The following is a 12,220-nucleotide window of genomic DNA, read 5'->3' as shown; positions in this document are numbered from 1 at the left end:
TTTGTGATTAGGCTGGTGTTTGAACAGCGGCCCCATGCAATACGTTCCAAATCTCCGACGGCCGGATGATGTTTTGGTCCGCCACCCAATGGCCCTTTTTGATCTTATATTCGACCGGGTTATGTGACGCGACATGGCTGGCATAGGATGGCCAGTCCAGAACCGTGATCTGGCTGCGCGCGTGCTCGGCTCCTACGTCCAGGACGTATTGGGCTACGGCCCTGGTCAGCAGCCCCGGCCCCGTCTGTGTCCAGGCCGTTTCGACCGAGCGCTCCGATAAGGCCCTGCAGGCCATCTCGGCCGCCGAGACCAACACCGGATGCTTTGGCGGGGCGGCGATGAAGTTGTTGCCTAGGGCACCGCCAAGGGTTTCGCGATAAAGCAGTAACCCGCGCGTTCCCTTCAGCAGCGCATCTAGATCGCCATAAAGAACGTCATCGGCATCTGCATACACTCCACCCCGCTCGGCGAGCACGCAGAGCCGCAGCATGTCCGCCTCACCCGCAGTGGTGCGTGCCAAGCCAAATGCACGGCTCCACTTAGAGCCATATGTACTGCGCAAGAAATTGGCAGCCGAGCGGCGGTTAAAGATTTCATGCGTGAAGCCCGCGCAGTTTTTCCAACTCTCAACCATATGCGAGATCGGACCGGGGAGGCTGGGCTTATCCCAGTACTGAAAGATTTGCCGCGGGATGGTCTGCGGTGCCTCTGCGTGGGGCGGGGCGGGGCGTTGGTTTGAGCCGGCACTCCACCAGGAATCGACGAGCCGTGTTGCCGCAACGCAAGAGTTGGGCCGTGCGCGCGCCCAGTCTTCGACCGATACATGCTCCCCCTCTGGTGCTTCTTCTTTCTCAAGCGCCAGTTCGATCAGGAACGCGCCCGGCAGGCCCCGCCGGTGCAGAGGGCGGTTTTCCCACTCCCCAGGCTGCCCGATCCTGTGAGTGACTTGGTCATAGGTTTTCAGTTCCATGAGGTTGAACATCAACTTAATTTGGAGTTCCTGGATGCTCTGCTGGCATTGACCGGCTGCAAGGAGCTGTTCAAATGCGGTGGTAGCTCCCTCGAAATCGGCCCGATAGCCGCAATAGAGATGCTGCATCTGCGCGACCACCTCGGTTGGTAGGCGGTCCTTTGCGTCAGTCAGCGTCTGGGCGACCTGGTCAAGCGCGCCAAGCTTCATGAGGTTGCGAACGCACGCCGACCAGATGCTGGAATCCTCGGGCCAGCAGCGTAGGCATAGCCGGGCGTAGCGTGTTCCCAGGGCGAATTGATGCGATCCAAATAGGACCTGAATAAGCCGCAAAGCCTCTGTGTTTGTCCGCTTTGCGATCTTATGACGGCGCAGCACTTCCAGCGCCAGATCGTACTGCATTGTTTGGATATACGTCACTAGCGCGAGCTCATCAGCCAGCTCGTGGCGGTCCTGCGCGCGCAATGCGTTCAAGACTGTGTCGACAAGCTCCGCCGAGGCGGTTTTGACGTGACGCCAAAAGACATAGCGCAGAAAGACGGGTTCAAGCATCGCCTTCCGGGGGGCCTCTAGCAAACATGCGGTTTCGGCTTCGGAATCGTTTTTATCAGAATAGGCCCGGGCCAGGCGGATCCGTTCTGTCAGGTTAAGCGCGCCACGGTTGCGCAAGCCCTCCAGGATCTCGATCGCCTCGGGCCAGCGGCGTTCTTCGAAGAGCAGGTTGATCTCCAGATCCTGCCATAGGGGCTTCTTTTCTGGGGCGATCTTGATCACCCGATCAAGGCTTTCGCGTGCCTCGGCGATCGCGCCGCGCGCGTGGCGTGCACGGGCCAACCGCAGGGGCATCCAGAGGTTTGCAGGGTGTGCATCTGCGCCTTGATCCAGCAGCGCCTCCGCTTCGTCTGGTCGCTCCTCGGCGATGAGGATCTCGGAGCCAAGCAAGTAGAATTCTGGCGGCTAGGGGTCCACCGCAAGCTTGTGTGCCTTGTCGAAGAATTGCCGGGCCGCCCGCTTGGCGCCGCGCTCATGGGTTAGCCGGGCCAGGCGTATCGGGAACCAATAGACTTTGGGATGCGCCTTACCGCCGGCGCGTAGCGCTTTTTCAGCGGCCTCTAAGTCCCCTTCGCTTTCCAGGACGGTCGCCTCAAACAAACAGAGTTCCACCGAGTAGGGCGTGCCCGCCCGCGCGAGGGCCTTGTTCAGGGCCGCGCGCGTGGCGGGGCGGTCGGACCGGCGTTGCGCCGCCCTGGCCTCGGCTAAATGTAGCTCGGTCTCAAGCTCATCGGCCCGCGCGCTGCGCCGCGATAGGCGCAAGAGGCGAACCTCTAACAATGCGAGCTGTTGTTTGCTGTCGTTATCTTGCGGCTGTGCTTTCGCGCGCGCAAGATATGTCCGCGCGGCGTCAAGATCGCCGCTTTGATCGGCAAGCTCGGCCAGGCGGCAATAGAGGCTCACATCCGCGCGCCCTGCGGCGATCGCCCTAAGCAGGAAGTCCTTCTCACGCGCCTGCATCGCCACGCACTCTTCCCGCAACACGTCCGCCCGTACCACCAGCCGGTCTGCATCTGCTGGCGACAGCTCAGGAGAGCCTTGGGTCGCGGGGTTTGAGGTGTCGGATTGCAATTTGATTGTTCCCCTAGGAATTCGTGGCATACTAAGCGCAGCGCGTCGGCGCATTGAAACGGATTTCCGGTGCTTTTCCAAGTATATTCAAAGCCGTGGGCCGGTGCCATCAAATCGGGGCAACCCCGGGTGCCCCGATGTGTTTCGGGAGAAGCATTCAAATCTGCGTTTTAGCGGCTGGGATATGTGGGGTCTCCGCCCGGCCAGGAATCGCTCACGTCAGCGCCCAGGTCGGACATCTCTACTTGGTTGCAACGCGGTATGTGCGCCGCTGAGTTGGCGGAATTGGCAATTCTTATAGCGGCCTCCACTCGCTTCACGAGCCACACGATGAGTTCGTTTGGCCGCGTTCGCTGACCTGCCGCAGATGGTCCCTCATTCATAACGAGAGTCTGCGGGTTTGTTTTTCATATTCCCTGGTTTCGGTTTGGGCCAGCGCGCCGGGCGCGGAGCCTTCAAATTGCTCAAGCGTCCGGCGCGCTTCTGCGGCCGTTTGATTCCCGAGCGATGAGCGCGGTCTGACGTTGTTGTAGTCATAACGCCAAAACGCCAGCTTTCGAGGTGCATCGTCGAGGCAGTCGAGCATCTCCTCGTTCAATCATTCATCCCGCAGGCTTCGGTTGAAGCTCTCTAGGAACGCGTTATGCTGCGGCTTGCCTGGGTGGATGAAGTGCCAATCGACACCATTGTCGCTCGGACCAATTGCGCGACGATGGCTTGCTCAGCCGGGCGTGACCGTTCGATGACAGCTGGGGCACGCCAAGGCCTGGATGCAACCCTAGCGCGGGCCGGTTGGTGGGGCTAGAAGAAAGGATTTCGCGGCGGAACGGTGCCGCCTGCGCCGCGCCTCGCGCGGCCTTGCTGGATGGCGCTTTGATCCTGGCACTATGACTGCCAGCGGCGCTGGGGGACTGACGCGCCCATCCGTACACGACATCCATAAGCTGCGGGCAGCTATGGTTCGCAAGACAACGCCTGTGTGAATTGGTAGCGGAGGAGGGACTTGAACCCCCGACACGCGGATTATGATTCCGCTGCTCTAACCACCTGAGCTACTCCGCCACGAGCGAAGCGCGGTGTAGGGGAGGCGGCTCTAGGCGTCAAGGGGGAAGTGCTGGCAAATTGGCTCTGGGGGCGGTGAAAAATCGGCCGACGCGGCGCGGCGAATTCAGCGTGAGCCGGTTGCATGACCGCGCGGGCTTTGGTGGCGGCGATTTGCGCCGGTGGGCGGATGATTCTGGTGGCCTGCGCGCGGTCGCCCGGGATGGGGGCTCTCAGGTGCGATTTTTTGTCCCGACATGGTTTGCGGGCGATTGGGGTGATTTATGGGAATTGATTCAAGGGCTTGGTGACCTAGCGTCAACATTTGTTGCGAAATTCCCGCAAAAGTAATCCACAAGAATCGAAACTCCCCTGATTTGTATTGCTTGGCAGATGCATTCGCCTGTGCTCTTCTCAACTTAGGGATGCGCTCTGCATCTCTTGTGTTAGGGAAGACCAGAGGTACTTAGTTATGACGTTAGCCAATCGCTCCGCCGCGCGGGGTGTGCTCGCCAGCACGCTGTTCGCACTCTCAACCACCGGCGCATTTGCCCAGACCGCCGCCGAGAACGGCTTTGCCAACGCGGTGAACGACCCGCCGCCGGGCTATTCCGGGCCGGTGTTCGAGCTCAGCCACGACTACCCCGCCGAGCATCCCGGCGATTGTGGCCCCGACGATTGCCCCTGGCTGTCCATCGACGTGGATTTTACCACCGGGGTGCCGCTGGACTGGGACGACCCGGACAGCAACTGGAACGCCTACATCATGTCGATGCTGGATGTGGCGATCCGGGGCCAGGACCCGAACTTCTCTAACGAGGCGGGGTTCAACACCGCGCCGAACGGCTATCCTGAGTGGTTCCACGTCCCCTGGATGGCCTATGACCCCAGCGCGGGCCGCGAGTTCGCCCACGGCACCACCAACGAACGCACCGCGCATCTGTCGGACTTCGTCGGCAGCCCGATGCCCAACGCCACGCCGCTGACCGCGATGAGCAACGACTGCCAGGCGCAATTCCCGCACGGGTTCGAGAGCTGGGCCGTGGGCGTCTACAACGCCTGGGGCGGCTACGCCATCGGCCAGGCCTTCCCCGAGGACGGCATGCCCGCGCTGACCCAATGGGGCGGCCAGGTCGTGCCGCGCGGACTGCCCTTTCCCGATGGCACCATGGTGGCCAAGTTCCTGACCACCAACGCCACGCCGGACTGCGTGCAGTATCTCGAGGGCTCGTCCGTTTGGATGGTGAACCGCCACGCCTATAGCGACAGCACGGGCTACACCTGCGAGCGCGCGCTGCAAGAGACCCGCCTGACCCAGGTGGACGTGGCCGTGATCGACCCGCGCTCGCCGACGCGCTGGGTCTATGGCACCTTCGGCTACTCGGGCAACGCCGAGGGCGACACCGTGCTCGAGCGCCTGGTGCCCCTGGGGCTGCAATGGGGCTCGGACCCCAAGACCTTCCCCGCCGTGCCGCGCGCGCTGAGCGTGCCCGCGACCGAGAGCGTCTTGAACCTGGGCATCGTGCCGGATGTGATCGAGTACGAGCACTGGGGCTGCGAGGGCCGCCTGGCCGGTCCGGTGGACAACCCCGTGTCGTCCTGCCTGTCCTGCCACGCCTCGTCCTTTGCGGCGGCCAATGGCGCGATCCCGGTGATGGGCACGAACGTGCCGCCCTCCTTTGGGTTTAGCGGGATCTGCGCGGCGGGCGGCTCGGCCCAGAACGCGGCGTATTTCTCGAACTACAACTTCCCGCAGGCCTACCCGGACGCGGCCTATGCCGGGGCGGTCCCGCTGGACACCTCGCTGCAATTGGCGGTGGCGTTCACGCAATACGCGACCTTCGCCAATAACGGCGCGCCGAACGCCTGCACCAACCCGAACCAGTTCTGATCGGGCCCAGGGAGGAAGACCATGACCAAAGACGTCACCCGCCGGGACTTCCTGTCCCGCTCCGGCAGCCTATTGGCTGCCGGTACCGCCGCCGCGACCCTTGCCGCCGACAAGGCGCAAGCCGCCACCCAGGACGCGCCCGCCGCGCCGGCCGAGCCATATTCCGGCTCCACCAACGACTACACGCTGACCTCGGATTGGAAGGTCGTGGAGAGTTTCGGCGCCGATGCCAGCGTCAGCGAGACCGGCGTGACCGCCAAGCTGCGCGCCTGGAATGACAGCGTGCCGGGGCCGCTCTTGACCTCTGAGCCGGGCAATTTGCTGAACATCAAGGTGGTCAACAACCTGACCGCCTATAATGTCGAGCCCTATGTCTCGAAAACCAACCCGCTGTTCCAATGGGACGGCAACCACAACGTGCCGCATGGGCTGAGCGCCACCAACCTGCATGTGCATGGGCTGGAGGTGATCCCGCATCTCTTCGAGGGCGGCGAGGGCACCACCGACCCCACCGCCGACATGATCCAGATCCCGCCCGAGGGCGGCACCCGCGACTACACGTTCCAGCTTCCGAACGACCAGCCGCCGGGGCTGTTCTGGTACCACCCGCACAAGCACGGCTCGACCGTGGTGCAGGCGGTCAGCGGCATGGCGGGCGGCATCCTGATCAAGGGCGATATCGACGAGGTGCCCGAGATCAAGGCCGCCGCCGACAACATTCTGGTGGTGCAGGATATAGGCCTCTTTCAGACCGACAACCCCGACCGCGACGGCGCCGACACCTGGATCTACGAGCCGGTGCAGAACACCATCTGGCAGACCTTTAGCGCCGGTCAGGTCACCGTCTTCAACCCCGCCACGGGGCAGAAGGAGAACACCGACTTCAAGGGCGGCTTTACCACCGGCGATTATGCGATCCGCTATTTCTTGGTGAACGGCACGCCGATCTTCAAGGAGACGCATAACCCCGCAAACCCGACCGCGCCCACCGGCAAGGCGCTGAGCGGCAACATCCCCAACTACACGATGAAGCAGGGCGAGGTGGCGCGGTTCCGCATCCTGAACGCCAATAGCGACGACGTGATGCCGCTCTACCTGCAGGGGCATGACCTCTATCTGATCGGCATGGACGGGGTGAACCTGCCCAAGCTGAAGACGATCAACGCGGTCCCGGCCACGGCGTCGGAGACGGAGTACCAGATCCTCATCGCGCCCGCCAACCGCACCGAGTTCCTCGTGAAAGCCGCCAACCTGCCCGGCACCTATGACCTGGTGCAGGCGCCGCAGTCGCTGCAATTCCTGGAAAGCGACCGCCGGGTGATCGCCACGATCACCATCACCGACGAGACCAACGACATGGACCTGCCCAGCGCGCTGCCGGTGCAAAAGCGGCACTTCCCGCTGACGCCCGATAGCGACGTGATCCGCAAGCGTTACGTCAATTTCGGCATGCAGTTTCCCGGCATGGCCAACGAGGTGGTGGGCATCGATTTCTTGATCAACAACCAGCTTTATGACGAGCGGGGCGTGCCATTCGTGGTGGATCTTGGCACGACGGAGGACTGGGTGCTCGGCTCTCCGGGGCATGTGATGAGCCCGCCCGCGGGCTCTATGCCGGGGCATATGAACAACACCGAGGGCCACCCGTTCCACATCCATGTCAACAGCTTCGAGGTGATCGCCGAGGCGGACGTGGCCCCGGACGGCACGGTGACGAACTATGTGCGCTACCCCGACGACCAGGTGCTGATCCAGGACACCGTCTGGGTGCCCATGGGCAAGCAGATCACCATCCGCAACACCTTCAAGGAATGGGCGGGAAAGTCGGTCTATCACTGCCACATCCTGCCGCATGAGGACACCGGCATGATGCAGAACTTCCTGATCTTAGACGGCTCTGACAGCCATAGTGATCACGGGTGAGCGCGATGTCTGATCCCAAGAAGGTCGTGCTGGTCCACGACGCCGCCATCGACGAGTACATGTCCACCATCCTGCTGACCACCATGCCCGAGGTCAGCCTGGAGGGCATCGTGATCGTCAACGCCGACTGCATCTATGGCCCCGCCATGGATGCGGCCTGGCGCATCCAGCAGTTCATCGGGCGCACGGACATCCCTCTGTCGCTGTCCAATGCGCGCGGGCTGAACCCGTTCCCCTGGCCCTACCGGGCGGATTGCATCAAGCAGGGGCAGATCGCGGCACTTGACCCCTTCGGGCCGCATCCCGACTGGCCGCCCTACCCGGATGGGGACGCCTGGCTGGAGGAGTATCTCAGCGCGGCGACGAGCCGGTGACGCTGCTCTGTTTGTGTCCGGCCACGCCCATCGCGCAGCTTCTGCAGAAGCGCCCCGATCTGGAGGCCAAGATCGCCGAGATCGTCTGGATGGCGGGCGCCTGGAACGTCAAGGGCAACCTCGATCCAACCACGCTGCCGGTGGCCAATCTTTACGCCGAGTGGAACGTCTTCTGGGACCCGCCCGCCTCGGACTGGCTGATCCGCGAGACGTCGGTGAAGATCACCGTCTTCCCGCTGGATGTGACGGACCAGGCCAAGCTGGACCCGGATTTCCTGGATGCGTTGGACATGCAGGGCAAGGTCTACCCGTTCTCTAACCTCGCCGCGCAGAGCTACGCCTTGGTCAGCGACGAGCCCTTCTATGAGATGTGGGACGTGGTCACGACCTGCTACCTGGCGCATCCGGAGTTCTTTGACCCGGCCCAGCCCACGCAGATGCGGGTCGAGACGATGGGCGACAAGGAGGGCGCGATGGTGCCCGACGCCGACGCGCGGGCCGTGGATGTGGTGTTCACGCTGGCGCAGCAGCAGGCCTTTTACGACTACGTTTTGCAACAAATCGCCCGCTAGGCGGGCCCGATTTCTTTTTTGGAAGGGGGACGCACCCATGGCCACCAATCGCAGCACCGACGCTCATCGGTGCAAGAAGCCCTACGAATTGCCGCCCCTGCCAGTGATCGACTGGTCCCTGGTCGGCAGCACAAAGCCCGAGGTCGTGGACCTCGGCAGCCCCAGCGCCAGCGACCCGATGCCCCGCGCGGATATCGCGGTGATGACCTGGACCAGCGCGGAATGGGCCGCACTCGACCATGTCTTCGTGAACTCCGACAAAGAGGCGTATGCCAGCTCGGACGCGTTCCGCGACGGCTGGCACTGGCGTTCCAGCGGCGGCAGCGACAACAACAGCCACCTTTGGGGCTATTACGCGATGGTGAAGATCACCCCGGATGCGGGCGGCGACCCGCTGCGCGTGCTGCTGTTTAAGGCCGACGCGCATCTGGCGCACCCGCCCTACGGCGCGGGCATGATGAAGATGGTCGAGGTGCTGATCAGCGAGGCCGCGCCAAAGCGGCTCTACTCGATTGGCACCGCGGGCGGGGCGACGATCTCGGAAAAGCTCGGCGACACGGCCGTCACCAACGCGGGCAAGATCCAGCTGAAGCTGGAGGAGAACAAAAAGCTCGGGATCGATGGCGAGACCGTCACCGGCGACTGGTTCCCCTCGACCGCGCGGTTCGGCGATGTCGAGGACAAGCTGCTTTACAAGCTGGAGCCGCTCATCAAAGAGCCATTCCTGCAAAACATGATGTGCGAGGCGCTTTACGACAACGGCTATGGCGATAAGAGCTGGATCGGCAAGTATGACGTAACCGACATGATGAACGACGCCATGCGGGATCTCGACGCGCCGAAGGGGCTCGACAAAAAGGGCGTGCCGCTGCTGACCACGGATTACTACTTTATCTCCAGCATCGACGACACCACCGGCTATAGCGCGCTAGAGATGGACGATGCCGTCCTGGGGCTGCAGGCGCAGAAACAGGACACGGCTTTCTGCTTTGTGCGCAACGTCTCCGACCCGGTCGTGCCGATGAAAACCGGCGGCGGGGAGGACATCCCGCAGGAGCTGCGCGAGAGCTGGTCCAGCCAGATCTACAGCAATTTTGGCTTCTACACCTCGATGAACGGCGCGCTGATCACCTGGGCGGCCATCGTCGCGGATTAGGCTTGGCCGACTGAATCGCTTGCTCCGCGTGGAAAAGTCGATATTTTCCGCGCGGAGGTGCGATTTGGACCAGTTTGTGAGCAAAGACGAGGCGGCGCCGGGCTCGGCCACGCAGAGGGCCTATCTGGCTTTGCGGGCGCTGATCGTGGCCGGCGAGATCCGCCCGGGCGAGAAGCTTAAGATCGACGGCCTGCGCCAGCGCCTGGCCACAGGCGCCTCGCCGATCCGTGAGGCGCTGAGCCTTCTGACCTCCGACAACCTTGTGGAGCGCATCGACCAGCGCGGCTTTCGCGCCGCCGAGGTAAGTGCGGCGAATTTCCAAGAGATCCTGCGCCTGCGCTCCACCCTAGAGGATCAGGCCCTGCGCGAGAGCATCGCCCGCGGCGACCAGGCCTGGGAGGAGGCGCTGGTGCTGGCGCATCACCGGATGCAGCGCGCGCAGGAGCAGGGCGGCGACGGGTTCGAGCCCCTGCATAAGGCCTTCCACATGGCGCTCCTGGCGGCGGCGGCGGCGCCGATCCTGCTGAAATTCTGCTCGCAGCTTTACGATCTGAACATCCGCTACCGCTTCCTGGCGGGGCGGGGCCGGGACTATCAAAGCCGAGACGTGACCGAAGAGCACGGCGCCATCCTCGCGGCGGCGGTGGACCGGCAGGCGGATACGGCCAGCGCGTTGCTCTTGGCGCATTACACCCGAACCGGAAGCTACCTGGCGGGCCTGTTGGATGATGGCGCGCTGGGGTAAGGAGGTCAGATCCAGGCCAAGACGCTTCCCAACCGCCCCCCCTCTCCAGCTGCCCACTTCGCTGCGCCGCCCGGTTGACTTCCACCAAAATCACCGCCACCGCTGCGCATAGAATTGGAGACCGCCGATGACCTACGCAGACAAAGCCCAGACCGTGCTCAAAATTGCCAAGGAGGGCGGCGCTTTGGCGCTGGACTACTTCCATCGCCGCGGCGAACTGGAGGTCGAGAGCAAGCAGCAGCAGGACTTCGTCTCGGAGGCCGACCGCAATGTCGAGACCCTGATCCGCGCGGGGCTAGAGGCCAGCCTGCCCCAGGACGCCATCGTCGGCGAGGAGCACGCCCCCAAGCCCGGCACCAGCGGCATGACCTGGGTGATCGACCCCATCGACGGGACCACGAATTTTCTGACCGGGGTGCCGTTCTGGTGCGTGGCCATCGCGGGCGTGGCCGAGGGCAAGACCCAGGTCGCGGTGATCTATGACGCTCTGCATGATGAGGCATTCCTGGCCACGCGCGGCGGCGGCGCCACGCTGAACGGGGCACCCATGGCGGTGCGGGACGTGCCGTTGACCGAGGGCACGATCTGCGTGGGGTCCTCGCGGCGCTCACCGCCGGCGGATTTTGCGTGGCTCTTGCAGTCGATCGTTGAGGCCGGCGGGGTCTTCGCGCGCACCGGCTCTGGTGCGCTCGGGCTGGCCTATGTCGCGGCGGGCCGCTATCTGGGCTATACTGAGAGCTACATGAACGCCTGGGACTGCCTGGCGGGGCAGCTTCTGATCGCCGAGGCGGGCGGGCTGGTTGAGGAGCAGGACGACGCGGCGTTCATTGCAGCGGGAGGGCGGGTGATCGCCGGGGCGCCGCAGGTCTTTGCGCCGCTGCGGAATATGACGCTGGATGCGTTCTTTCGGGACTCTGGCAAGTAGCGCTGGTTTTGGGCTTGGCCCCCAGCGGTGCTTGGCGCGCCGCAATTTTCTTGCAAGAAAATTGCGAAACTCTTGAAAGAGTTTCCTCTGCGCGACCCGAAATGATCCGCTAATCGCACCCCCTTGCCGCTTGCGGGCCCAACTTTCCTTGGAAGGAAAGTACAAATCTCTTGCAAGAGATTTGGCGCGCCCGAAGAGAGCATCCGGCAATTATCCAGACCTAGCGCATGCGTCGCTCAACCAGCTCCACAGCCGCGGCCACCGCGGCGTCGATGGACATCTCGGAGGTGTCCAAAACAACCGCATCCGCCGCTGCCGCCATGGGGGCCGTATCACGCTCTGCGTCGCGAGTATCCCGCGCCACCACATCCGCAAGCACGCTCTCGCGGCTAACGGACGGGTCCTTTGCCACCAGCTCCAGGAAGCGCCGCTCGGCCCGCACCTCCACGCTAGCGGTCACAAAGAGCTTCGCCTCGGCCTCGGGGCAGATCACCGTGCCGATGTCGCGCCCGTCCAGCACCGCGCCGCCGTCGCGCCGCGCGAATTGGCGCTGGAACTCCACCAACGCCTGGCGCACCTGAGGGATCGCGGCCACGCGGCTGGCCGCCTGTGCGATCTCGGCGGTGCGCAGATCGCCCTGCAGGTCCTCCGGCGCCAGCGCCTGCGCCGCCGCCACGGGGTCGCCGCCGCGCAACGCCTTGCGCCCCACCGCCCGATACAGAAGCCCGGTGTCGAGATGCGCCAGGCCGAAATGCGCGCTGACCGCGCGCGAGATCGTGCCCTTGCCCGCTGCCGCCGGGCCATCGATCGCCACTGTGAATGCCATTCTGTCCGACCCAATCATTGACGCCGCCGCCTATCGCGTCCGGCCTTTCGCCTGACGGTTCAGACAATGGCGGGGCGCGTTGCCAAATGCGGTTACTCAGGTTTTGGCAGTGCGCTGTAGCGAAGAACATCGCAAAGGTCACGCCAAATTTCGGCGGCATATCTCATACGGCGC

Annotated in this window: 10 protein-coding genes, 1 tRNA gene and 1 pseudogene; 7 read left to right on the top strand and 5 right to left on the bottom strand. The window is 63.7% G+C overall.

Annotated features, from left to right (window positions below):
* Positions 1-7 precede the first annotated feature (7 nt).
* The 4 genes and pseudogenes from AIOL_RS17505 to AIOL_RS17495 all read right to left on the bottom strand — a co-directional run bounded on the left by AIOL_RS17505 (position 8) and on the right by AIOL_RS17495 (position 3,655).
* Positions 8-1,912 (bottom strand): tetratricopeptide repeat protein, encoded by a 1,905-nt coding sequence (locus AIOL_RS17505; protein WP_049644169.1) that lies wholly within the window; start codon positions 1,910-1,912, stop codon positions 8-10.
* A gap of 15 nt (positions 1,913-1,927) precedes the next feature.
* On the bottom strand, positions 1,928-2,506 hold the full coding sequence (locus AIOL_RS17500) for a tetratricopeptide repeat protein (protein ID WP_152912576.1): 579 nt from the start codon (positions 2,504-2,506) through the stop codon (positions 1,928-1,930).
* Positions 2,507-2,972: 466 nt separating this feature from the next.
* Positions 2,973-3,284, bottom strand: a pseudogene (locus tag AIOL_RS24570) (integrase core domain-containing protein); the annotation flags it as partial.
* Between the two features lie 294 nt (positions 3,285-3,578).
* Positions 3,579-3,655, bottom strand: a tRNA-Met gene (locus tag AIOL_RS17495).
* Between the two features lie 451 nt (positions 3,656-4,106).
* Between AIOL_RS17495 and AIOL_RS17485 the strand changes: the two genes are divergently transcribed.
* From AIOL_RS17485 to AIOL_RS17455, 7 genes are all read left to right on the top strand, one after another.
* Complete coding sequence (locus AIOL_RS17485; RefSeq protein WP_152912575.1) at positions 4,107-5,525, top strand: hypothetical protein; 1,419 nt, start codon at positions 4,107-4,109, stop codon at positions 5,523-5,525.
* Between the two features lie 21 nt (positions 5,526-5,546).
* Positions 5,547-7,448 carry a multicopper oxidase family protein gene (locus AIOL_RS17480; protein ID WP_049644165.1) on the top strand — a complete coding sequence of 634 codons (1,902 nt, stop codon included), beginning with the start codon at positions 5,547-5,549 and terminating at the stop codon, positions 7,446-7,448.
* Positions 7,449-7,453: 5 nt separating this feature from the next.
* The gene (locus tag AIOL_RS17475) at positions 7,454-7,822 is read left to right on the top strand and encodes a hypothetical protein (RefSeq protein WP_152912574.1); all 369 of its coding nucleotides are present in this window, start codon (positions 7,454-7,456) and stop codon (positions 7,820-7,822) included.
* On the top strand, positions 7,819-8,394 hold the full coding sequence (locus tag AIOL_RS17470) for a nucleoside hydrolase (protein ID WP_160314512.1): 576 nt from the start codon (positions 7,819-7,821) through the stop codon (positions 8,392-8,394). Before AIOL_RS17475 ends, AIOL_RS17470 begins: the two co-directional genes overlap by 4 nt.
* Positions 8,395-8,431: 37 nt before the next feature.
* Positions 8,432-9,550: a hypothetical protein gene (locus AIOL_RS17465; RefSeq protein WP_049644162.1), complete on the top strand. Its 1,119-nt coding sequence runs from the start codon at positions 8,432-8,434 to the stop codon at positions 9,548-9,550.
* Between the two features lie 76 nt (positions 9,551-9,626).
* Positions 9,627-10,295, top strand: coding sequence for a GntR family transcriptional regulator (locus tag AIOL_RS17460; RefSeq protein ID WP_049645514.1), 669 nt, complete (start codon positions 9,627-9,629; stop codon positions 10,293-10,295).
* 127 nt (positions 10,296-10,422) lie between these two features.
* Complete coding sequence (locus AIOL_RS17455) at positions 10,423-11,220, top strand: inositol monophosphatase family protein (RefSeq protein WP_049644161.1); 798 nt, start codon at positions 10,423-10,425, stop codon at positions 11,218-11,220.
* 220 nt (positions 11,221-11,440) lie between these two features.
* Here AIOL_RS17455 and AIOL_RS17450 read toward each other — a convergent pair whose 3' ends face one another.
* Positions 11,441-12,046, bottom strand: a complete 606-nt coding sequence (locus AIOL_RS17450; protein WP_049644160.1) for a (d)CMP kinase — start codon at positions 12,044-12,046, stop codon at positions 11,441-11,443.
* Positions 12,047-12,220: the final 174 nt, after the last annotated feature.

The sequence above is a fragment of the Candidatus Rhodobacter oscarellae genome (genome assembly GCF_001078595.1).
Taxonomy (GTDB): domain Bacteria; phylum Pseudomonadota; class Alphaproteobacteria; order Rhodobacterales; family Rhodobacteraceae; genus Rhodobacter_B; species Rhodobacter_B oscarellae.
Note: the sequence above shows the minus strand (reverse complement) of the source record. Positions and strands in the feature narration are given on the sequence as shown.